This window comes from Marinomonas sp. BSi20584 (assembly GCF_002792415.1).
Classification (GTDB): domain Bacteria; phylum Pseudomonadota; class Gammaproteobacteria; order Pseudomonadales; family Marinomonadaceae; genus Marinomonas; species Marinomonas polaris.
The window spans coordinates 140,173-164,206 of the sequence record NZ_KZ454876.1 but is presented as its reverse complement, the minus strand read 5'-3'; the positions used below and the strand labels follow the sequence as shown (position 1 = coordinate 164,206).

Annotated in this window: 22 protein-coding genes and 1 tRNA gene; 7 read left to right on the top strand and 16 right to left on the bottom strand. The window is 42.5% G+C overall.

Annotation, left to right across the window (positions count from 1 at the left end; all coding sequences use genetic code 11):
• Positions 1-20: 20 nt before the first annotated feature.
• From rpsU to TY87_RS09580, 5 genes are all read left to right on the top strand, one after another.
• Positions 21-236: a 30S ribosomal protein S21 gene (rpsU, locus tag TY87_RS09600; protein ID WP_009835737.1), complete on the top strand. Its 216-nt coding sequence runs from the start codon at positions 21-23 to the stop codon at positions 234-236.
• A gap of 185 nt (positions 237-421) precedes the next feature.
• Positions 422-868: a GatB/YqeY domain-containing protein gene (locus TY87_RS09595; RefSeq protein ID WP_072840312.1), complete on the top strand. Its 447-nt coding sequence runs from the start codon at positions 422-424 to the stop codon at positions 866-868.
• A 4-nt stretch (positions 869-872) separates the two neighbouring features.
• Positions 873-2,873 (top strand): DNA primase, encoded by a 2,001-nt coding sequence (gene dnaG / locus TY87_RS09590; protein ID WP_100186918.1) that lies wholly within the window; start codon positions 873-875, stop codon positions 2,871-2,873.
• Positions 2,874-2,988: 115 nt separating this feature from the next.
• The gene (gene rpoD / locus TY87_RS09585; protein ID WP_100186917.1) at positions 2,989-4,827 is read left to right on the top strand and encodes an RNA polymerase sigma factor RpoD; all 1,839 of its coding nucleotides are present in this window, start codon (positions 2,989-2,991) and stop codon (positions 4,825-4,827) included.
• A 349-nt stretch (positions 4,828-5,176) separates the two neighbouring features.
• On the top strand, positions 5,177-6,583 hold the full coding sequence (locus TY87_RS09580; protein ID WP_100186916.1) for a PhoH family protein: 1,407 nt from the start codon (positions 5,177-5,179) through the stop codon (positions 6,581-6,583).
• Positions 6,584-6,670: 87 nt separating this feature from the next.
• On the opposite strand, the gene TY87_RS09575 is transcribed toward TY87_RS09580, so the two are convergent.
• From TY87_RS09575 to TY87_RS09560, 4 genes are all read right to left on the bottom strand, one after another.
• On the bottom strand, positions 6,671-7,297 hold the full coding sequence (locus TY87_RS09575; protein WP_072840308.1) for a bifunctional 4-hydroxy-2-oxoglutarate aldolase/2-dehydro-3-deoxy-phosphogluconate aldolase: 627 nt from the start codon (positions 7,295-7,297) through the stop codon (positions 6,671-6,673).
• A gap of 37 nt (positions 7,298-7,334) precedes the next feature.
• On the bottom strand, positions 7,335-8,810 hold the full coding sequence (zwf, locus tag TY87_RS09570; protein WP_072840307.1) for a glucose-6-phosphate dehydrogenase: 1,476 nt from the start codon (positions 8,808-8,810) through the stop codon (positions 7,335-7,337).
• A 19-nt stretch (positions 8,811-8,829) separates the two neighbouring features.
• Positions 8,830-9,804 (bottom strand): glucokinase, encoded by a 975-nt coding sequence (gene glk / locus TY87_RS09565; protein ID WP_100186915.1) that lies wholly within the window; start codon positions 9,802-9,804, stop codon positions 8,830-8,832.
• Between the two features lie 103 nt (positions 9,805-9,907).
• Positions 9,908-10,972 carry a GGDEF domain-containing protein gene (locus TY87_RS09560; protein ID WP_072840305.1) on the bottom strand — a complete coding sequence of 355 codons (1,065 nt, stop codon included), beginning with the start codon at positions 10,970-10,972 and terminating at the stop codon, positions 9,908-9,910.
• Between the two features lie 318 nt (positions 10,973-11,290).
• Between TY87_RS09560 and TY87_RS09555 the strand changes: the two genes are divergently transcribed.
• Positions 11,291-11,614 (top strand): hypothetical protein, encoded by a 324-nt coding sequence (locus TY87_RS09555; protein WP_100186914.1) that lies wholly within the window; start codon positions 11,291-11,293, stop codon positions 11,612-11,614.
• A 10-nt stretch (positions 11,615-11,624) separates the two neighbouring features.
• On the opposite strand, the gene TY87_RS09550 is transcribed toward TY87_RS09555, so the two are convergent.
• Positions 11,625-12,656 (bottom strand): DUF3080 family protein, encoded by a 1,032-nt coding sequence (locus TY87_RS09550; protein WP_232617102.1) that lies wholly within the window; start codon positions 12,654-12,656, stop codon positions 11,625-11,627.
• Here TY87_RS09550 and TY87_RS09545 point away from each other — a divergent pair.
• Positions 12,655-13,065 carry an acyl-CoA thioesterase gene (locus TY87_RS09545; protein ID WP_072840303.1) on the top strand — a complete coding sequence of 137 codons (411 nt, stop codon included), beginning with the start codon at positions 12,655-12,657 and terminating at the stop codon, positions 13,063-13,065. The two genes, TY87_RS09550 and TY87_RS09545, sit on opposite strands and share 2 nt — an antisense overlap.
• A 56-nt stretch (positions 13,066-13,121) precedes the next feature.
• On the opposite strand, the gene TY87_RS09540 is transcribed toward TY87_RS09545, so the two are convergent.
• The 11 genes from TY87_RS09540 to tpiA all read right to left on the bottom strand — a co-directional run bounded on the left by TY87_RS09540 (position 13,122) and on the right by tpiA (position 24,014).
• Positions 13,122-13,712 (bottom strand): LPP20 family lipoprotein, encoded by a 591-nt coding sequence (locus TY87_RS09540; RefSeq protein WP_198432068.1) that lies wholly within the window; start codon positions 13,710-13,712, stop codon positions 13,122-13,124.
• Positions 13,713-13,866: 154 nt separating this feature from the next.
• Positions 13,867-15,975, bottom strand: a complete 2,109-nt coding sequence (gene pnp / locus TY87_RS09535) for a polyribonucleotide nucleotidyltransferase (RefSeq protein WP_072840341.1) — start codon at positions 15,973-15,975, stop codon at positions 13,867-13,869.
• A 175-nt stretch (positions 15,976-16,150) separates the two neighbouring features.
• Complete coding sequence (gene rpsO, locus TY87_RS09530; RefSeq protein ID WP_012068748.1) at positions 16,151-16,420, bottom strand: 30S ribosomal protein S15; 270 nt, start codon at positions 16,418-16,420, stop codon at positions 16,151-16,153.
• 111 nt (positions 16,421-16,531) lie between these two features.
• Positions 16,532-17,458, bottom strand: a complete 927-nt coding sequence (truB, locus tag TY87_RS09525) for a tRNA pseudouridine(55) synthase TruB (RefSeq protein ID WP_100186912.1) — start codon at positions 17,456-17,458, stop codon at positions 16,532-16,534.
• A 9-nt stretch (positions 17,459-17,467) separates the two neighbouring features.
• Entirely contained in the window at positions 17,468-17,857 is a 390-nt protein-coding gene (rbfA, locus tag TY87_RS09520; RefSeq protein ID WP_067013360.1) for a 30S ribosome-binding factor RbfA, read from the bottom strand.
• Between the two features lie 12 nt (positions 17,858-17,869).
• A complete protein-coding gene (infB, locus tag TY87_RS09515; RefSeq protein ID WP_100186911.1) occupies positions 17,870-20,434 on the bottom strand; it encodes a translation initiation factor IF-2 in 2,565 nt (854 codons plus the stop codon).
• Positions 20,435-20,460: 26 nt separating this feature from the next.
• Positions 20,461-21,951 carry a transcription termination factor NusA gene (gene nusA, locus TY87_RS09510; protein WP_100186910.1) on the bottom strand — a complete coding sequence of 497 codons (1,491 nt, stop codon included), beginning with the start codon at positions 21,949-21,951 and terminating at the stop codon, positions 20,461-20,463.
• Between the two features lie 28 nt (positions 21,952-21,979).
• Positions 21,980-22,441: a ribosome maturation factor RimP gene (gene rimP / locus TY87_RS09505; protein ID WP_012068743.1), complete on the bottom strand. Its 462-nt coding sequence runs from the start codon at positions 22,439-22,441 to the stop codon at positions 21,980-21,982.
• Between the two features lie 329 nt (positions 22,442-22,770).
• Positions 22,771-22,856, bottom strand: a tRNA-Leu gene (locus TY87_RS09500).
• Positions 22,857-22,907: 51 nt separating this feature from the next.
• Complete coding sequence (gene secG / locus TY87_RS09495; protein ID WP_100186909.1) at positions 22,908-23,261, bottom strand: preprotein translocase subunit SecG; 354 nt, start codon at positions 23,259-23,261, stop codon at positions 22,908-22,910.
• Positions 23,262-23,264: 3 nt separating this feature from the next.
• Positions 23,265-24,014, bottom strand: coding sequence for a triose-phosphate isomerase (gene tpiA / locus TY87_RS09490; protein WP_100186908.1), 750 nt, complete (start codon positions 24,012-24,014; stop codon positions 23,265-23,267).
• Positions 24,015-24,034: the final 20 nt, after the last annotated feature.

Below are 24,034 nucleotides of genomic sequence, written 5' to 3'. Positions count from 1 at the left end.
ATATTATTAAAGGTAATTACATGCCAGCAGTAAAAGTAAAAGATAACGAACCATTTGACATCGCTCTACGTCGCTTCAAACGCTCTTGTGAAAAAGCAGGCGTTTTGGCTGAAGTTCGTCGTCGTGAATGCTACGAAAAACCAACTACTCTTCGCAAACGTGCTGCAGCAGCCGCTGTTAAACGTCACGCTAAGAAAGTTTCTCGTGAGCAGAAGAAATTCCAACGTTTGTACTAGGCCAATCTGCCGTTTGGCAATTTGCTAAAAAATAAATGTTTGCCTAGACGTTTCTAACATTTAGGCTTATAAAAAACGGCTAGTTAACCAACTAGCCGTTTTTTTTGCTTCCAAAGAGCCCCCAGTACGACGTTACGGGTAACTGTCTCAATGAATTAAAGCTCCATGAATTAAAAGAGGATTCCATGTCAGAATTAAAAAAGTTCATCTCCGAAACCCTAAAAACCGCGATGCGCGCTAAAGAAAAACAGCGTGTTACCGTCATTCGCACCATCCTATCCGAATGCAAAAAAATCGAAGTAGACGAACGAATTGAACTAGATGACGCTCGCGTATTGGCCGTTCTAGATAAAATGAACAAACAACGCAAAGATTCCAACCAACAATTCATCGATGGCGGCCGTGAAGATCTAGCAGCAATCGAACAAGAAGAGATGGTAATTATTAGCGAGTTTTTGCCAACACCATTGACTGACGATGAAGTCGGTGAGATTGTCAAAGCAGCAATTGCAGAAACTGGTGCAACTTCCATGCAGCAAATGGGCGCCGTTATGGCCATTGTAAAACCACAGGTACAAGGCCGTGCTGATATGGCACAAATCAGTAAACAAGTTAAAGCACAACTAGGCTAATATAATGGCGGGGCGCATTCCTGATCAATTTATTGACGAGCTATTGGCTCGAACCGACCTAACCGATGTGGTTGCGTCTCGCATTAGCCTAAAAAAAACCGGGCAAAATTACAGTGCTCTTTGTCCTTTTCATAATGAAAAAAGCCCCTCTTTTAGCTTAAATCCAAACAAGCAATTTTATTACTGCTTCGGTTGCGGTGCTGGTGGCAATGCCATTTCATTTGTTATGGAACATGACCATGTAGACTTTGTCGATGCGATTGAAACACTCGCCAAAGACGCAGGCATGGAAGTTCCCAGAGAACAAGGTGCACCAGATAGATACGAGCAAAATGCAGAGCTACTAAAACGTTTATCTGAAAGCTCGCAATTTTATCAGCAACAATTAACCCAACATCCTGACAAGAAAAAAGCCACAGACTATTTATCCAAAGATCGTGGATTATCCGGTCAAATCGCCAAAGTATTTGGTCTGGGCTACGCACCGTCAGGGTGGGACAATCTTCTCAAAAAAATCGGCACCCGGGCAGAAAGCCAAGAACAGCTACTACTTGGCGGCATGTTAATTGAGAAAAAAGATCAGCCTGGCCACTATTACGACCGCTTTCGCGATCGCATTATTTTTCCTATACGTGATTCACGAGGTCGAGTTATTGCCTTTGGCGGACGTGCATTTGGGGACGAAAAACCCAAATATCTAAACTCTCCAGAAACACCAGTCTTTCAAAAAAGCCAAGAACTCTATGGCTTATTTGAAGCAAAGCAAAACACCCCAATACTCGATCAAATCATTGTGGTCGAAGGCTACATGGACGTCATAGTGCTAGCGCAACATGGCATTACCAATGCAGTCGCTACACTGGGCACTTCAGTAAACAGCCAACATATACGCAAATTATTTAAACTGGTCAGCAAAGTTGTACTCTGCTTTGATGGCGACAAAGCTGGCCGCGCAGCCGCAATACGCGGCTTAGAAGCCTCCCTTCCCGTCATGCAAGACGAAAAACAGGTGCGTTTTTTATTCTTACCAGAAGGAGAAGACCCAGACTCTCTTGTCAGAAAAGAAGGCAAAGAAGCCTTTAACCATCGTTTAGAAGACGCGTCATCTTTGTCGCATGTCTTGTTTGATCACGCCCGAAATCAGGTAACTCTTGGTGATGAAGAAGGTGAGGCCCAATTTGCTCGCAACGCCATGGAGATGATTAAGCAAATACCCAAAGAGCTAACCTTTCGCTCGGTTTTGATTCGCCAACTAAGCGATCAGTCAGGCATCGATAGCGAGACATTAGGCAATACTGTTTTTAAAACTCGCCGCCAACATACGCCGACAGAAGGTCATGAGCCAACACCTCAAAGCCATACACAGCAAATCCAACATTATGATGGCGACACACCAGACCTAAGCCACTACGATTACGAGTCATCCCATGGCGATTATGATGATTTCCATCATAGTGATTACAGCACTCCGTTGACTCAACCCAAAACACAAGGCTCGTTCAAAAAGCCTTTTAGCAAAAAACCTTTTTCTAAGGGTAAGTTTTACAACGACGAACCAGCTTTACCACCGGCAGCACCAAGCCTCAGCCGAATAAAGCAAGCATCACTGTGTCTTTTACTTCACCCGCACATAGCGAAAGAAATCGATTTACCCGATCCATTAGTGAATCAAGCGAATGACGAACTACAAATCTTCTGCAAAATATGGAGATATTTCGCAAAACACCCCCACAAAAACACCGGACACTTACTGGGCGAATTAACAGATAAAACCACATTTTCCTCTATTTACGCACTATTAAACCACCAAGACGCCACAACCAAGCAAAAAATCACTAATGCACAGCAAGAAGTGCTCGATATGGTTTTAGCACTAGAAAAAAATCTTGGATTAAATAGCAGCATCGCACGGTTGAAAAGTAAGGGGAATGAATCCATAAAGGATAGTAGCAGCAAGCAAGAACTACGGAATTTAATGGATTTAATTAGACAGAAAAAAAATTAAACCCAGTTTAATTTTCATTCAAAAAAGATAGTATTCGGTGGATAAAAGTGATTGATTTTGTTATAATCCGCGGCTTGCTAAACTCCCAAATGAATTTCTAACGATAGGTTGTCGAATGCCAGACACTCAACAGTCACGTCTCAAAGAGCTGATCTCCAAGGGTAAAGAACAAGGTTACCTAACTTTTGCTGAAGTTAACGACCACCTCCCTGATGACCTTTCAGACCCGGAGCAAGTAGAAGAAATCATTGCCATGATCAACGACATGGGCATTACGGTTTCTGAAGTTGCTCCAGATAAAGATAGCCTTCTTATGGAAGAAGGCGATGCTACAGATGAAGCTGCAGCTGAAGAAGCTGCTGCTGCCTTAGCTGCGGTAGAAGGTGATATCACCAGAACAACCGATCCTGTGCGTATGTATATGCGCGAAATGGGTACGGTTGAGCTATTGACTCGTGCAGGCGAAATCGCCATTGCAAAGCGTATCGAAGAAGGTACCCGCGAAGTCATGGCGGCCATTTCATACTTCCCTGGCGCAGTAGATGTACTACTTGACGCTTACGCGAAAGTGCAGGAAGAAGAAGGTCGTTTAAGCGATATATTTAGCGGTTTCATCGATGGTGATGGCGAAGAACCTGTTTTTGAAGATGTAGTTACCGAAGAACCAGTCATCGAAGAAGACACTGTAGACAGTGACGATGATGATGATGATTCAGACACAGCTGAAGAAGAAACAGATAACGGCCCTGATCCTGAAGAAACAGCGTTACGTTTCAATGATATTTCACGCATCTATAACGAACTAAAAGTCTTGCTAGAAAACAGCAACAGACAAGATCCAGCAGTTCAAAGCAAGCAAGAAGAGTTGAGCATTAGTTTCGCACCTATCAAGCTTGTTCCTAAACTGTTTGATGATTTAGTTGATCGCGTCCGTTCACGTATGGAAAAAGTACGTGATCAAGAGCGTCTTATCATGCAAGTGTGCGTACGTAAATCAGGCATGCCAAGAACTGAGTTTCTAAAGCGCTTCCCAAGCAATGAAACCAACCCTGATTGGCTTAAAGAGCAGATTGCTTCTGGTGCTGATTACGCAGCAACGCTTGAAGAAAACGAAGCGGAATTTATGCGTAGCCAACGCAAACTTCGTGCGGTTTCAAAAGAGACTGGCCTGACCATTGCTGAACTAAAAGAAATCAACCGCCGCATTTCTATCGGGGAAACTCGAGCTCGCCGCGCGAAGAAAGAAATGGTTGAAGCTAACTTGCGTCTGGTTATCTCTATTGCGAAAAAATACACTAACCGTGGCTTACAATTCCTGGATCTTATCCAAGAAGGTAACATTGGCCTAATGAAAGCGGTTGATAAGTTTGAATATCGTCGTGGTTATAAGTTCTCTACTTACGCCACGTGGTGGATTCGTCAGGCGATCACTCGCTCGATTGCCGATCAGGCTCGCACCATCCGTATTCCAGTGCACATGATTGAAACGATTAACAAACTAAATCGTATCTCTCGTCAGATGCTCCAAGAAATGGGACGCGAAGCAACGCCAGAAGAATTGGCCGCTCGCATGGACATGCCTGAAGACAAGATTCGCAAAGTACTGAAGATAGCAAAAGAACCTATCTCTATGGAAACGCCAATCGGTGATGATGAAGATTCCCATCTAGGTGACTTCATTGAAGACGATGGCGCTGAATCTCCTATTGATATAGCGACTATCGAAGGTTTACGTGAGTCAACAACTATGGTGCTTGCAGGCCTAACAGCTCGTGAAGCCAAAGTTCTACGCATGCGCTTTGGTATCGATATGAATACGGATCACACTCTTGAAGAGGTCGGTAAACAATTCGACGTCACTCGTGAGCGTATTCGTCAAATCGAAGCTAAAGCACTACGCAAACTACGTCATCCTAGTCGCTCAGAACATCTAAGAAGCTTCTTAGACGATTGAGACTAGTCGACACAAAAAAAGACCGCTGCCATAAACAGCGGTTTTTTTATAACTAAAAAATGTTAAAAAATCCTATTAGAACAAGCATAAGCAACAAAACTGTCATACACTCTGATTAGAGTATGGATAAAGACAGTGAGGTTTAGCTTGCTACAAAACCATAACCAAAACAGCTCAATTTTCTACCCACCCTTGGCGGATTTAACATTCAGCCAGCCACTTCCTACGACATTACGCTCCACCCCCGCAAAAATATCAGCTCTCCACAAAGACACTAAGTACCATTTGTTTTGTTCGTTTATGCGCTCTTCAAAAGAAAACTTCATGTTCATTGCAGGAGTAATACTCTATGGAAAAAATCTACGTTCTTGATACCAATGTGCTATTGCACGATCCCTTGGCGATTTATGCGTTTGCCGAACATAAGGTCGTTATTCCTATGACCGTCCTTGAAGAATTGGATGTCATTAAAGACAGAAGAGATAAAGACGTTAGCCGTGAAGCGCGTGTGGCCATTAATACTATTGATAAAATAGTCGGTGATGCATCACCTCGCGAATTACAAGCAGGCGTGCCAATCCGAGTTGTCAGTAACGATGTGGACAAAGACCAAAACAAACGCAGCGAAGGCTCCTTAGCTATTTATCCAGATCAACAAATCACCCTCACTGATAATATTCCCTTTTTAAATGGCAACCACGACCATGCCAACGACAACCGCATCATTAATGTAGGCCTAAGCTTACAAGCAACCCACCCACGATCTGCAGTGTGTCTGGTAACCAAAGATATCAACATGCGCATCAAGGCAAAAGGCTCAGGGCTAGAGCGCGTAGAAGACTACAGAAAAGACAAGGTTCTTGATGATCTAGACTTAATGAGCAAAGGCTATATACAATTCAGCGGGAGCTTTTGGTCCACTATAGAAAGCGTAAAAACAGAAGCTCATGGCCGCCACACAGTTCACGTTATTAGCAAGAACCACTTACCCAACATCTATTTCAATATGTTTGTGATTGATGATGAAGACTTCATTGGATTTGTTGTCAATCTCGATCAAGAACACGTTTATTTGCTCGATATAAACAAACAGCATCTGATGAACCAAAACTTCTGGGGCATATTGCCACGCAATCTAGAGCAAGCTATGGCGTTTTACCTATTACGCCATGACAACTCAGACTTAATGGTAATGACTGGCCCAGCAGGCTCAGGCAAGACACTATTAGCCTTAGCTTATGGATTACAAGTTACTATGGAGGAAAAGCGCTTTAATAAAATTATCGTAGCAAGATCAACACCACCAATGGCAGAAGACATTGGCTTTCTACCAGGTACGGAAGAAGAAAAAATGGCACCTTGGTTAGCTGCATTTGATGATAACCTAGAGATCTTGCACGGCGCCGACGAACACTCTTTTAGCAGCATCGAATACGTTAAACAAAAAGCCAATATTCAGTTCAAGTCTTTGAACTTCATGCGCGGCCGATCATTTAACAATGCTCTAATTATTATTGATGAGGCTCAAGGATTAACTCAGTTTCAACTCAAATCCATCGTGACGCGAGTAGGCAGTAATTCAAAAATTATCGTACTTGGTAACTTGGCACAAATCGATAACAAGTACATAACTCCACTAACATCAGGTTTAACCTACCTAGTCGAAAAAACTAAGTCCTTTAAATACGCCAGTATCATGCACGTCAATGGCATAGAACGAAGCCGACTCGCTGAATTTGCCGAAGAAAACCTATAACAATAGCCAATACTGAAAAACAAAAAAAGAGGAAGAGCACACGCTCTTCCTCTTTTTTAACTTTATAAATCTGTTATTTACTTCTTATTAGCGAGCGACAGATTTCGCCAATTCAGTAATTTCATCCCATTTACCAGCACGCACCAAATCCGTTGGAACAATCCAAGAACCGCCAACACAAAGCACGTTAGGCAATGCTAAATACTCACGGAAGTTATCAGCACCAATACCGCCAGTTGGACAGAATTTAATTTGTGGCAACGGACCACCAAATGCCTTCAGCGCTTTCACACCGCCATTCACTTCTGCTGGGAAGAATTTAAAACGGTCATAACCGTATTCCATCCCCAACAAAATATCAGAAATAGTCGCGACCGCAGGCAGATAAGGTACATCGTACTCTTTACCGACAGCTAATAAATCCGCCGTCATTCCTGGACTGATAATAAATTGTGAACCAGCTTCAATCGCTTGAATATATTGTGCACGCGAACACACAGTCCCCGCGCCAACAATAGCATCAGGCACTTCCTTGCGAAGCGCAGTAATCGCTTCCAAGGCAGCCGGAGTACGCAAAGTAACCTCTAAAACAGGTACTCCACCAGCAACAAGTGCTTTACCAAGTGCAACCGCTTGAGCGACATCATCAACAACAATAACAGGAACAACAGGCGTTGCTGTCATCACTTGTTCGGCAGTATAAGAGATGGTCATTATTACTTTCCTTTTTGAAGACTTCTTTGTTTAAGGGCTAGTAGTCGTGCCAGTTACGGCCGTCTTTAATTGGCAACGCCATAGACGCTGCAGGACCCCATGAACCAGAAGCGTATTCTTTTGGACGCTCACTAGTTTGATTCCAAGCGGACATGATTCCATCCACCCATTTCCAAGCCGCTTCTACTTCATCGTAGCGCATAAACAAAGTTGCATCGTTGCGCATCACATCAAGCAATAATCGCTCATAAGCTTCCGGGCTACGCTTATCGTTAAACGCTTCAGTCAGACTCAAGTTCAAATCAACGGGCTGAAGAATCATGCCTTCGCTCACACCTGGAACCTTATTCATTACAGTTAAGGAGATTTTCTCTTCTGGCTGAAGACGAATAATCAACTGGTTACGCTGAAGCTGGCGATTGCTTTCATCACTAAAAATACTATGTGGTACGGATTTATACTGAATAACAATTTCAGAATAACGCTGCCCCAAACGCTTACCTGTTCTTAGATAGAACGGTACGCCAGCCCAACGCCAGTTATCAATATCAGCTCGCAAAGCAACAAATGTTTCGGTTCTTGAGTTCGGGTTACTACCCTCCTCATCAAAGTAACCTTGAACATCCTTACCCTTAATCATGCCTTTCGCATATTGACCACGAACGGTTTTAGTATAAGCATTTGCCCCAGCAATTGGGCGTAGCGCTTTTAATACTTTGATCTTTTCATCGCGAACAGAATCAGCATCCATTCGACCAGGAGGCTCCATCGCCACCAAACATAACAGCTGGATCAAATGGTTTTGCACCATGTCACGCATCGCACCGGCCTTATCGTAATACCCCCAACGACCTTCAACTCCAACCGTTTCTGACACAGTAATCTGTACGTTATCAATGTGCGCACTGTCCCATAAAGGTTCGAAAAGTGTGTTACCAAAACGAATCGCCAACAGATTTTGTACTGTTTCTTTACCAAGATAGTGATCAATACGAAAAGCTTGCTGCTCGTTAAAGTTCTTCATCACCTCATCGTTAATAGCACGAGAAGAAACCAGATCTCGACCAAGCGGTTTTTCTAAAACAACACGCATACGAGGCGCATTTAAACCATGAGCGGCTAATGACGAACAGATAGATCCAAATAGGTCTGGAGAAGTTGCAAGATAAAATACAACATCACGATCATCGCCACCAACCTGGTGATCATTTAGTCGCGAGAAGTCTGACTCTTCCTGGGCGTCAACAGAAACATAGCTCAGACGCTCCTTAAAGCGTGGCCATGTTTTTTCATCGCCAATACTTGAAGGCACAAACTCATCAAGCGCTGCTCGAATTTTAGTTTGGTACTCTTCTGTACTTACCTCACGTCTCGAAGCACCGATAATGCGAGTCGTTGGAGCAAGCAAACCATCCATATCCAAATGGAACAAAGCTGGAAGCAACTTACGCATAGCAAGGTCGCCACCACCACCAAAAATTACAACATCACAGGCTTTTAAACTGGCCTTCATTCTTTATTCTCCAACTAATCTAGGCTTTCGACACAAGATGGGACGCGTAACATGCACAGCCCATCAGCCCTGGGTATTCAGACATCACAACAAAAGTCGGAATAGGGGAAACAAATTCTTTCATACGACCTTTGTCTTGCATCGCATCACGGAAACCACTTCTAAGAATATCTTTTAAATAACGAGGCACAATACCACCGGCAATATAAACACCGCCGCGAGACTCAACGGACAATACTAGATCGCCGATAACTCTACCTAAAAATACAAAGAACTGTTCCAACGTAGCGATTGCGATAGGATCATTACCAAGCTTTAACGCTTCGCCAATTTCAGGCGCGGTTAAACGCTTTTCAACACCTTCACGCAGAGCCAGTGCTTCGTATATATTTTCGAGGCCCATGCCAGATAAAACACGCTCTGCTGAAACTCGCTTATGGCGCGTACGAAGAAATTTTAAAATATCATCTTCAACATCATTACAGGCAGATAAATCAACATGCCCACCCTCTCCTGGCAAAACAATATTAGGCCCATTATCTTGAGGAACAACGCAGGATATTCCCAAACCAGTGCCAGCTCCAACTACCCAACAAGCACCTTTTGGATCGACCGTAGAGCTTTCTCCAATGACAACCATATCTTCAGGTTTAAGGATTTCCAAGCAATGTCCAACGGCATCAAAATCATTTAATAAGGCAACGGCTTTATTATCACCAAAATAGGACTGAACTTCATCACGAGTAAACTTCCACGGATTATTAGAAAACTGTATTACTGGCTGATTAACAGGACCTGCAATCGCCAAAACAATAGCGTCTATTTTATCCATACCAATACTGCAGTTTTCGATATAATCCGCAGCAGCATCAAAAAAATTATCGTAATTTTCACAAGGAAGCACTCTAACTTCTAGAGGCTCGTATTGATGGATAGGAACCAAAGCAAAACGCGCATTAGTTCCACCAAGATCGGCGATTAAAGCATGGGACATAAACGAACCCTATTTAATTTTTTTGAAATTTTACAACAAAATTGAGGTGAAAAATACCGCGATCTTGAAAAAATAAGCACCATAATGTAATAAAATTACAAAACTATCTTAGTCTATTTAAAAATTTAAAGACCTTTGTTGGCACCAATCGTTTACGGTTATTTTTATAGTCATAGAGGCGCTCATCTGCCACTTTCAACAGATGCTTATAGTTACTAGGCGAATCAGACATGACACTGGCACCACCGTAACTAATAGTAATAGGTACAAGATTAGATTTATACCTTAATGGATTAGATTGTAGATATTCTTGGATAGATTCCGCCACCAAAATGGCTTGCTCATAACTTTTTCCAGGCATAACAAACACAAATTCATCACCTGCAAATCGAAATGCTAAACCTTGCTTGTGAACGTATTTTAGCAAACGCTTAGCGATATACTCCAATACCTCATCACCACAATTATGGCCTAACGTATCATTAATGGACTTAAAGGCATCACAATCAATGAATACAACAGTTAAATCACGCTCCTGCATTTTAGAGCGAGCAAACTCACGATCTAGCATCAACTCTAGCTGTCGACGGTTTAATAAGCCCGTTAATGGATCTCGTGTCGCCAAATACTCTAGCTTTTCTCTTGCCGTCACATTACTCAAACAAATAGAGATTTTAATCGCTAGCTGATCAAGTAAAAAAGTATCTTTTGTCGTCGCATCATATCTAGAGCTGTCTGAATCGGCCTGACAAAACAATCCAACCAACTCACCATCAATAGTCAAAGGAGAAATAGCGACAGAAGAAATAATATCGCGATAAACAGAGGGAATGATTTCCCAGCATCGGCTTAAATTAGTATTTACTAAAACGGTTTTATTACTGGACTTGATGATATCGATCATAGAACGACGTCTTGTAAAAAGCACCCTATCTCGTAGATCAGGCATTTTCTCCAGGCTTTCTATTAGATGAGACAAAGGTGCTTCATTAATTAGATTAACCCAAACATAAGGCACACTAAACTGCTTCTGCACTTCCTTGGTTAATGTTGAAACAAACTGATCACAACGCCCAATCGAAAGTATACAACGCTCTATCTCAAAGAATTTGCGTGCAATCTCTTCATTACGTCTAACATTGTCGATCAGTTCGTTAATATCATGCATGCACTATGCCCTACCGCACTGATGTTAAGCGGCTCACTTTTCTAAATAAAAGCAGAAGACCCTAAAAATATAATTGATCTATAATGCATTATAGTACGATGCTTAAACACTTTGGGCTATACATTGAACAAAAATTGATAGCCTTATATACAAAAAATCACAATTTAAAAATACTCACCTAACGATAAAAGTCAAAATAGCAACATTCCATCGCACCTATCACTGATGAAAAAGCATTTTTAATTAATTCCCTGTTTTCTTTAAGAAAAATCGCTCTGTGCCGATAGCTTTATCGTAGATGATTTAATAGGCACATAAATGAATTTAAGAGAAATTGTTGAAACACAGGTAACCCAAAGCAGCAAAGCGGGCAAACCGGTTTCTGGCAATGCTCATTTTGCCTTATTAATGAGTCTATTCAATCAACCCGGGCCGTCTGTTATCGATACCCAGGATGAATTAAACTTTCATCAGCTTCACGCAATTACACGGCCCATTCAATTTTCGCACAGCATTGGAGAAAACCCCATTGCAAACATCGCCCTACTAAAAGCATTAAGCTTCGAGCCTTTAGCAGAAGGCCCAGCGTATCAATATGATGCCGTTGAGAGTTTAGAGCAACAAATTAACACTCGTATCTAACTATTTTATGCTAAGACTTGCCACCAATAGATATTGAACACTTAGCAAACAAAGCACTCCACTGCTTAGCATGATATTGAGACACAAGCTGGTAACGCTGCCATTCACTAGTCGCTTCATTCAGAGAAAAATGATACGAAAAAGTTTGCATATCACGACTTAAAGGTTCACTTACCTCAAATAAACGATTCAAAAGTGGCAGTATCTGATAAGCTCCGCGAGTTATTCGCCCCATATAAGGCTGAACAACTTTTACATAATGCGTCTCAAACTGCTGTTTAAGATAAACCATTGGAGCGCCGCAAATATTACCATCTAATGCTTTCACTTTATTCGCAACAAGCTCTAAATAACTAGTGACACGTGCCAACGAATACAACAGTCGACCAGCGTACTCACTGTCCATTAGTATTTTCAAATCTCCCTCAAAAACATTAGCATCAACAAGTGGCAAATTCTCAAGACTCTCACCAATGGCAAGCAATCGATTTAAAGAATTCAATAGATCCTGTTGCTCTGCAGTAGAATAGTTGAGAGGTAAAAAACCATTAGATAAACTAAAAAACGCCTCGCTTTCTGCGCCATTAAAAAGAGCATTACCGAATGCCATAGGTAATTCAAGGCGCTTCTGTTGGGCTATTTGATACAATTCTTTAGACAAAGACTCATTCTTTATATCACACGACTCTATAGCGCGAATGATGTCTAGCTCGTATAAAAATCGCTGGCTATCAGGCATAACCTTACCAAGAATGCTATTTTTTCTGCCCGCCACAATACCAACATCACACCGCTGCAAAGACAAGAAATCTAATAAACCAATATCGAAGTGAGTCAAACTTTGTTGACGATTACGTGATGACGGCAAGCTAGCTGGCATTACAATTGCTGGAGATGAAACAGACAAAAACTGAGAACGATTTAAATCCACAACATATTGAGATAAAACGTCTTCTGCTTTAAAACGCGTATCACAACCACTTACTCCAGCGAGTATAATGCCGCCTAACAGAATCATTGAAAGAAAAGGTTTTATTAACATGAACAAGCTACTCATCCAAAAACGAGAAGAAATATCAGAAACACGCGTTGCAAAGATGGTGTTTCCAGCAACAACAAACCATTACGATACCTTATTCGGTGGTATCGCCCTACAGTGGATGGACGAAGTTGCCTATATTGCTGCCACCCGTTTTGCCAGAAAAACCATGGTAACCATTTCAACAGAACAAGTGGACTTTAAACAACCGATACCTTCAGGCATTTTAGTTGAATTAATCGCTCGCGTGGTTCATGTTGGCAGAACCTCGCTAAAAGTAGAAGTATCAATTTTTTTAGAGCAATTGGATAGCGATAAACGCACAAAGGCAGTAACCGGACATTTCAATTTTGTGGCCGTAGACAGCAACAAAAAGCCCACTCCGATTTTTGATGAAGAAGCAAATCTTTAGAAAGGAAGCATGATGAGTAGCAGCACATAAAGTTGTGTACTACTCATCGCTGTATTTTACTGAGCGTGACGCTTGGCAATTTCTGCCGCCAACTCATCAAAACTTTTTTCAGATTCTAATTTTTGGTACAAAGCTTGTTCATTTTTCATAGAAGTACGCAAAATATCTTGTGCTACTTTTCCAGCTTGCTCAGGATCTAAACCAACCAAAACAACCAAACCACCACTAGGCGTAGGCATCTGACGTACAACTTTAGATCCAATTAATTGCTGCTCAGTAACTTGCTTAGTCACTACACTATTCACACGATCAACTGTTTCTGCATCACCAGCACCTGTTGTTTCAACATACTGCTTGACCATGTTTTGCAGATCAAGGCTAAGTACTTGCGCCAACTCAACACGTGCCGCTGTTGCAGCCATCTGTTTCATATAGTTAGGGCCAGCGGCAGATTTTTCGCTATAACCAACTGCAGACAAAGCCACACCCTCAACAGGAGCACCACACACCCAAGCAGGAGCAGCCTGATTAGAACCATCAGCAAACACACAATCAGGAATTGCCTCAACGGGCGTATTCAAAGCATCTTTACTGCATGCGGCCAATACAAGGCTAGCTGCCAATAAACCCACGACTTTAAAGGTCATCATCTTTTTCCTTTATCCAAGAGGCTAAATAACTAAAGATATACAGTGTCAAAATATCACTAAATACAATGTTGCTATTCTAGACTATTCAAGATACTAAAAACAAAAAAAGGCGCTATAAATAGCGCCCTTTTACATCAATTTACACTAAAAATTACTCAGTGTAAGCTGCTTTTTCTTCTTCAGTTACGTCTTTCATAGAAAGCTTGATACGACCACGAGCATCAACATCTAGTACTTTAACGATAACTTCTTGACCTTCAGAAAGGAAGTCAGTTACCGCACGAATACGCTCTTCAGCGATTTGAGATATGTGAACCAAACCATCTTTACCAGGTAAGATGTTTACGAAAGCACCAAACTCAGCTAGACGAACTACTTTACCTTTGTAAAGTTTATCTACTTCTGCTTCAGCAGTGATTTCATGAATCTTCAGCAATGCTGCATCAGAAGATGCTTTATCAGCAGCGTAAATACGAACAGTACCGTCGTCATCTAGATCGATAGAAGCGCCAGTTTGCTCAGTGATAGAACGAATTGTTGCACCACCTTTACCGATAACGTCACGAATTTTCTCTGGATCAATTTTGATCGTCGCCATAGAAGGCGCGTTAGGAGAAACTTCTGGACGGGCGTAACCAATTACTTTCGCCATCTCTCGAAGGATATGAGTACGAGCTTCAAGCGCTTGGCTCAAGGCGATATCCATAATCTCTTCGTTGATACCTTCGATTTTGATGTCCATTTGAAGCGCAGTAATACCTTCTGCAGTACCCGCTACTTTAAAGTCCATATCACCAAGGTGATCTTCGTCACCTAAGATATCAGTCAATACAGCAAAACCATCGTCTTCTTTGATAAGACCCATTGCGATACCTGCAACAGGTGCCTTAAGAGGAACACCAGCGTCCATCATAGACAAAGACGCGCCACATACAGATGCCATAGAGCTTGAACCGTTGGATTCAGTGATCTCAGATACGATACGGATTGTGTACGGGAATTCATCTTCAGAAGGTAATACAGCCTGAACACCACGACGAGCTAGACGACCATGACCAATTTCACGACGACCAACACCACCCATACGACCACACTCACCTACAGAGTATGGAGGGAAGTTATAATGAAGCATGAAGCTGTCTTTACTTTCGCCAGTCAAACCATCAGTCATTTGTGAATCGCGGCTCGTACCAAGCGTACAAGTTGCAATCGCCTGAGTTTCACCACGAGTGAACAAAGCAGAACCATGAGTTTTACTTAGTAGACCAACTTCAACGTTGATTGGACGAACTGTTTTATTATCACGACCATCAATACGAGGCTTACCATCGATAACACGGCGACGAACAATGCGTTTTTCAAGTTTAGAGAAAGCACCAGTAACGTCAGCTTCTGAGAACTCACCTTCTGCAGTAACAAGTGCAGCAACAGCTGCATCACGAACAACACCTAGTTGAGCGTAACGAGCCATTTTTTCGCTGATTCCGTACGCTTCTTCGATTTGAGCTGCGTAACCAGATTGAAGTGCATCAGTCAAAGAAACGTTTGCCGCATCCGCAACCCAATCCCAACGAGGCTTAGCACACTCAGCTGCGAATTCTGTAATGGCAGAAATCGCCGCTTGCATTTCTTTATGAGCGTAAAGTACAGCACCTAGCATTTCGTCTTCTGTAAGCTCTTGCGCTTCAGACTCAACCATCAATACTGCGTCTTTCGTACCTGCTACGACCATGTCTAGCAAAGAACCATCTAGATCAGAATAGCTTGGGTTAAGAACATAACCAGACTCGTCGTTAAAACCAACACGAGCTGCACCGATAGGACCATTGAATGGAATACCAGAAATAGTCAATGCAGCAGACGTTGCCAACATAGCCGCAATATCAGCGTCTAAGTTAGTGTTAGTAGACATAACAGTACAAACAACCTGAACTTCGTTCATAAACCCTTTAGGGAACAATGGACGGATTGGACGGTCGATCAAACGAGAAGTCAGTGTTTCTTTTTCAGAAGGACGGCCTTCACGTTTTAGGAAGCCACCTGGAATTTTACCAACCGCGTAAGCACGCTCTTGATAATGAACAGACAATGGGAAAAAGTCTTGGCCAGCCTTAGCTGATTTAGCGCCTACAACAGTAGCAAGTACTTGTGCATCACCAATTGTACAAAGAACAGCACCTGTTGCTTGGCGAGCAATGCGGCCTGTTTCTAGCGTTACGGTATCATTACCGAACTGAAAAGTTTTTGTAGTAATACTCACACGTATTCCTTTTATTAAAAAAATTTCTTCTCCCAAAGACCTCTTTTTAAGCCAGTACTCATATGAACTCTTTCAGCTTCTTCATTCAGGAGAAGAAAAGTGCATATGAAGTACAGGCTGTCCCTTGGGAGACCAATAAAAAAGGGCCATAATAACTTATGGCCCTTTCTCAGTCTTAGCGACGCAGACCTAGTTTTTTAATCAAACTAGTGTAACGAGCTGCATCTTTACGCTTAAGGTAATCCAACAACTTACGACGCTGGTTTACCATGCGGATTAGACCGCGACGAGAATGATGGTCGTGGATATGAGCTTTAAAGTGACCTTGAAGACCTTCGATGTTCTTAGTCAACAATGCTACTTGAACTTCAGGAGAACCAGTGTCGCCTTCCGCTACTTGAAACTCTTTTACCAACGCTGCTTTTGATTCTGCAGACAATGCCATAATCTTAATCTCCAAATTAATATGCTATTAAAAGTAAAGGATAGCCGAGCATATTTTCAGTCATCCTAAGCTAGCAAGTTTAACACTCTTTTTAGCAGAACTCACTGCTATTTATAAAGAGAACTCGCTGGTATTTACCAGTCGATAAGGACGAATAGACGTCTCTTTAATTTGCCCAAGGCCTAAGAAGCGCTGTGATCCATGATCGTACATTCTCACTACAGTTTCATGTTCTAATGAAACAGGACTAGGTATGGTTCGACCAAACAGCATATCCAGTGTATCCGCCTCAGGTAAATTCACTCTAGTGAAATGCTCTACAGCGGTATCCATCGAAATTAGATGAGAATCTAATGCCTCATATCCTTGCTCCGCTATCGCTTCAAACTGCTCTAACGTCATCATATTTTCAGGCAAATAACCCGCCGTCGAAATACGATGCAAAGAATGAAGATGCGCACCACAACCTAACGCTTCACCAATATCCTCGCCAATGGTTCGAATATAAGTACCTTTGGAACACTGAATATCAAGCGTCAGTGTATCTTCGGTTCTTGAAACAAGAGTTAGATTTGAAATAGTAACACGACGACGTTTCCTTTCTATAACGATGCCTTGACGGGCATACTCATACAAAGGCCTACCTTCGTGCTTTAAAGCAGAATACATGGGAGGTATTTGCTCAATTTCACCACGAAATCCGTCTAGAATTTCTTCAAGAGATTCATCAGTAAGAGTAGGAATCAACTCCTCAGTTAATACCTCACCTTCACGATCACCGGTTGTGGTTCTTTTTCCCAACTGTATGCAGGTTAGATAACGCTTATTTGCATCCAATAAATATTGAGAAAATTTCGTCGCTTCTCCGAGACACAATGGCAACATTCCTGTTGCCAAAGGGTCAAGCGCCCCAGTATGTCCAGCTTTTGCTGCCTGATAAAGACGGCGGACACGCTGCAGCGCTTGGTTCGAACTTAAACCTATCGGCTTGTTCAGTAGAACGATACCGTCCACTGAACGCCATTTTGCTTTAACCATACGAACTTATTACTCGCCTTCGTTACCGTTTTTTGTCTCATCATCACGAATTGCTTCGTCAATAAGAGCAGACATGCGTGAACCATTAACAACACTCTGGTCGTAGTGGAAACGCAAATGCGGCATAACACGAAGTTTTACTTCTTGTGCTAAACGACGACGCAAGAACCCTTTCGCACTATCAAGTGCAGCTTGGTTCTCAGCCAATACTTCTGGCTGGTCATCTTTACCAAGTACGGTGTAATAAATATCCGCATAGCCTAAATCTTTTGCTACACGCACTTCGTTGACAGTAACTAATCCTAAACGAGGATCTTTTACTTCAAACTGGATCAAGGACGCCAGCTCCTTTTGGAGCTGGTCACCAATCCGACTAGTACGACTAAATTCGCCTGCCATGATCTTGTCCTATTAAAGCGTACGCGCTACTTCGACGGTTTCAAAAACCTCGATCTTATCGCCTACTTTGACATCGTTGTAGTTCTTCACGCCGATACCACATTCCATACCGCGGCTAACTTCGTTAACAGCATCTTTGAAACGACGAAGAGACTCAAGTTCACCTTCGTAAATAACAACGTCATCACGCAATACACGAATCTGCTTGTTACGGTAAACCGTACCTTCGATAACCATACAGCCGGCAACCAAGCCAAACTTAGGCGAACGGAACACATCACGCACTTCAGCAGTACCTTTGATGTCTTCACGAAGATCTGGAGACAACATACCAGACAAAGCAGACTTAACATCATCAATGATGTTGTAGATAACGCTGTAGTAACGAAGATCAATGCTTTCACGTTCGATAAACTGCTTAGCAGAGTTATCAGCACGCACGTTGAAACCAAAAATAACGGCATCAGAAGCTAAAGCCAAAGTAGCATCCGTTTCGGTGATACCACCAACGCCACTAGAGACGACATTCACTTTTACTTCGTCTGTGTTCATATCAGTCAATGATTTGATCAAAGCTTCTAGAGAACCACGAACGTCAGCTTTTAGAACCACATTCAAAGTACGAACTTCGTCTTTACCCATTTCAGAGAACAAATTCTCCAATTTAGCAGAGTGTTGACGAGCAAAGCGTACTTCGCGGTATTTACCCTGACGGAAGTTAGCTACTTCACGCGCTTTACGCTCATCAGCAACAACGATGAACTCTTCACCAGCTTCTGGCGTTCCGTCAAGACCAAGAATCTCAACTGGAATAGATGGACCAGCAGAATCAATCGTCTTACCAGTTTCATCCAACAAAGCACGAACACGACCCATTTGAAGACCAGCCAACACGATGTCGCCTTTCTTCAAAGTACCGTTCTGAACGAGCAAAGTTGCAACTGAACCACGACCGCGATCAAGGCGAGCTTCAACAACAACACCTTTAGCCGGTGCGCTAGGAACAGCCGTCAACTCTAATACTTCAGCCTGAAGAAGAACCGCTTCTAAAAGCGCTTCTATACCTTCACCAGATTTTGCAGATACGCCAACAAACTGGATGTCACCACCCCATTCTTCTGGCACAACTTCTTGCGCTACCAATTCATTTTTAACACGATCGATATCAGCGCCTTCTTTGTCGATCTTAGTCATGGCAACAACAATTGGCACACCGGCAGCACGCGCGTGTTGGATCGCCTCGATTGTTTGCGGCATTACACCATCATCAGCAGCACAAACTAGAATAACAATGTCTGTCGCCTTGGCACCACGAGCACGCATAGAGGTAAACGCAGCGTGTCCAGGTGTATCCAAGAAGCTGATCATGCCATGTGGTGTTTCAACATGGTAAGCACCAATGTGCTGGGTAATACCGCCAGACTCACCCGCAGCAACACGAGTTGTACGAATGTAATCAAGCAATGATGTTTTACCATGGTCAACGTGACCCATTACGGTAACTACTGGTGCACGTTTAATTGCTTCACCTTGGTAGTCAATGGCTTCAATCATGTCGTTTTCGACAGCATTTTCATCGATAAACTTAACAGTATGGCCCATTTCTTCAACAACTAAAGTCGCTGTATCACGGTCAATTGTCTGGTTAATAGTCGCCATAGCGCCCATTTTAAACATGATCTTAATAACTTCAGCGCCTTTCACTGCCATTTTTTCAGCAAGATCAGCCACTGTAATACTTTCTGGCAATGCCACTTCATGGATCATTTTAGCCGTAGGCTTTTGGAAACCATGTTCTTGTTTAGATGGCTTCTTATTCTTACGACCCAATTTACCACGACGAGTAAATTCATCTTCATCATTCACATTAACGCGTGAAGTACGCTTATTGTCTGGGTTTACACGACCACGAGGTTTATCTTTATCTTTGTCGTTGTCATGTCTAACTGGACCCTTTTTGCCTTTAGGTGCAACAGTTGACTTCTTACTATCCATTGCTGGTTGAGACACTTTTTTCGACGCCTTAGGCTGCTTCGGTGATTCCACGGGTTCTGCCGCTCCTGTATCGGAAACATACTGCTCCGTTTCATTGACCGCGTCAGCATCCGCTACGACGTTTTTCACCGTTGCTTCTTGACGCGCTTTTTCTTCGGCTTCAGCCTTCGCTTTTGCCGCCTTCTCTTCTTCTTGCTTACGCTCTAACTCAAGACGAGCTTTTTCTTGCGCTAAACGCTCTTGCTCTTCAGCAAGACGCTTTGCTAACTCTTCTTGTTTCTGAGCTTCTTCATCATCACGCTTAACATAGGTACGTTTTTTCTTAACAGCAACATTAACGGCTTTTCCGCCATCACGAGACAAAGTACTTGTTGTCTTACGCTGCAAGGTAATACGCTGGCTATTATCACCTTCTTCACCATGTTGACGTTTTAAATAACTCAATAGAACTTGCTTTTCAACTTCAGAGACTTCTTGACTTGCACTCGTTTGAGGCAGGCCAGCGTCTTTCATCTGAGCTAGTAGCTTATCGACTGGCGTATTTACCAGCTCGGATAGTATCTTTACGGTTTGAACTGTCATTAAGTTCCCCCTTATGTACTCAGATTTTATTCAGATTCAGTAAACCAAGGTGCGCGAGCAGTCAAGATAAGACGACCTGCACGCTCTTCAGTCATACCTTCAACGTCAAGCAATTCATCAACTGATTGTTCAGCCAAATCTTCCATAGTAACAACCCCCATAGAAGCAAGCACCAAAGCAAGGTGGTTATCCATTCCTTCCATCGCCAATAAGTCGGCAGCAGGTTTGGCATCATCTAATTGCTCTTCAGCTTGAAGCGCTTGGTTCAGCAAAGCTTCTTTTGCACGTGAACGTAGCTCGTTTACTAAATCTTCATCAAATCCATCGATGTCTAACATTTCTTCCATTGGGATATAAGCGACTTCTTCTAAAGAAGTGAATCCCTCATCAACCATCTGGATCGCCAAATCATCATCGATATCTAATCCATTAACGAAGATATCAATCAGCTTTTGCGATTCTTCTTGCTGCTTAGCTTCTGCATCTTCGCTGGTCATTACATTCAAAGACCAACCAGTCAGAGTAGACGCTAAACGAACGTTTTGACCATTACGACCAATCGCTTGCGCTAAATTATCACTCTTAACCGCAACATCCATAGAATGCGCATCTTCATCAATGACAATAGAATCCACTTCTGCAGGTGCCATTGCGTTGATCACTAGCTGAGCTGGGTTATCATCCCAAAGTACGATATCTACACGTTCGCCATTCATCTCGTTAGAGACTGCTTGAACTCGCGCACCACGCATACCGACACAAGCACCGATTGGGTCAATACGGCGGTCATTTGTTTTAACGGCAATTTTGGCACGTAAACCAGGATCACGTGCAGCACCACGAATTTCGATAACTTCTTCAGCGATTTCTGGCACTTCAAGGCGGAACAACTCGATCATGAATGCTGGCGCGTTACGAGACAGAATTAATTGCGCACCACGGCTGTCATCGCGAATTTCAAGCAACAATGCACGGATACGGTCATTCATTCTGAAACTTTCACGAGCGATCAATTGATCTTTTGGTAATGACGCTTCCGCGTTTTCACCAAGATCAATAATCAAGCTATCACGAGTCACTTTTTTGACCTGACCATGAACAAGCTTGCCAACTTTTTCCGTGTACAACGCCACCATTTTAGCGCGCTCAGCTTCACGTACCTTTTGTACGATAACTTGTTTAGCTGTTTGGGCAGCAATACGACCAAATACTTCAGACTCAACTTCTTCTTCGTAAATCTCGCCAATAGGCACACCAAGATTTTGTTCTTCAGAATCATCAATTGTTAATTCGAATGCTGGAGCGGAATAATCTTCATCTGCAACAATATGCCATTGACGGTAAGTTTTGTAATCACCTGTACGCTGATCAATAGAGACGCGAATTAATGCGTCTTCTTCAAAACGGCGTTTGGCAGCACTAGCTAAAGCAATTTCAACGGCTTCGAAAATAACTTGTTTCGGAACATCTTTCTCGTTGGAAACGGCTTCCACTACCAAAAGAATTTCTTTGCTCATCCTTTTAGCCTCTCTTCAAGGTTAATTTTTAAAATTGTGGAACAACATTTGCCTTATCGATCAAATCGATAGGCAATAAGTATTCTTCTTGATCTACGCGAATAACAATATCTTCGCTTTCGATCCCCATTAGTTGCCCTTTAAACTTACGTCGCCCATCAAAAGGCACACGCAAGCGCAAAGAAACAATAGAACCGATATAAGCCTGATATTGAGCCAAACTGAATAAAGGCCGATCTAAACCTGGTGACGATACCTCTAGGTTGTACTCCCCAGTAATTGGGTCTTCAACATCTAGAATAGAACTAACTTGACGGCTAACTCGGGCGCAATCTTCTACGTCAATCCCTTTTTCAGCATCCGTTTCGATATAAATACGAAGCACAGAATCTTTACCTAAAGATAAATATTCCATCCCCCAAAACTCAAACCCTAAACCTTCAACGACTGGTCGAATAAGTTCTTCTAAAATCGTATATTTTGCTGACAATCGTTTTCTCCGAAAACCAATTTTGTAAAACGCAGAAACAAAAAACGGGCTCAAGGCCCATTTTCATTTATAAACAGTAACAGTACAGATAACAAAAAACCCCATATAGGGGTTCTCAGCACTCTGCTCAAATAAAACTGAGAGAGCATCCTTCATAAAGAAGGTCGTCAATCCTGACACTAAACACTAAGAACAAACTGGTGCGGATACCTAAACTAGGAAAACCATGAGAAGAATATCTTTTAAAAAGAAACTCAAATCTCGACAAACCAGATTGCTCTGCATCAATATTCCGACATCATACACAAAATACGACATCAATTCAAGATTGGTGCGGATGGGGGGACTCGAACCCCCACGAGCATAGCTCACCACCCCCTCAAGGTGGCGCGTCTACCAATTCCGCCACATCCGCAAAGCACTACACAGCTAACACAAACACTTTCAAAACCAGTATAACTAAATATTACTCAGTTACAGGTAGATCAGATGATGTTTTTTTCTTATCACCCAACTCTGGCAAACCTATAGTTTCTTCAACTTGAGGAGCTGAAGGAACAAAATCAAGCACACCTGAAACACTTTTTGCCTGTTCACTGGCAAAAAAAGCCAGACCAAAACTAGTCAAAAAGAAAATCAATGCAAACACTGCGGTCATTTTCCCAAAGAAACTACCACCACCTTGACTCCCAAATACTGTCTGGGACGCACCACCACCAAAAGAGGCGCCAGCGTCCGCACCTTTGCCTTGCTGCAACAAAACCAACGCGATAATTACAACCGCCGCCAGTACATGCAAAACTAAAATTAGTGCTTCCATCAATTAACCTGCTGTTTTTACAATCGCGATAAATTCTTTTGCATCAAGAGATGCACCACCAACAAGAGCACCATCTACATCAGGCATTTGAAACAAAGCCGAGCTGGTTGATGCCTTAACACTTCCACCATATAGAATCTGCACTTTCTGAGAAACAGATTCCGATGTTTTGGCCAAAAAGGCCCGAATAGATTTATGAACATCTTGTGCTTGCTCTGCACTTGCAGACAAACCTGTCCCTATTGCCCATACCGGCTCATAAGCAATAACCATCTGCTCAAATGAAGCGATACCAACAACATCAACAACAGCCTGAAGTTGCTGTTCACATACTTCTAGCGTCTTGCCTGACTCTCGCTCAGCCAATGTTTCACCGATACATAACATTGGAGTCAAACCAAAATCTAAAACTGCTTTTACTTTAGAAGCTATAAGCTCATTTGTTTCACCATAAAGAGAACGTCTCTCTGAATGACCAAGCAACACATACTTAACCCCAAAGTCGCCCAACATAGAAGTAGATACTTCACCTGTAAAGGCACCTTTCACTTCTTGACTAACATTCTGCGCAGCTAAAACTATACCACTAGCAGATATCAATTCATCAACTTGCGACAAATAGGGAAAAGATGGAGCAACAACCACTTCAGAGCTAGAACAGTCCATCTCAAGCAAACCGTTAATCAGTGAAACAATAGACTCTTTCGAGCCATTCATCTTCCAGTTACCAGCTACTATTTTCTGACGAATCATATCCTAACCCCTAAATTCGA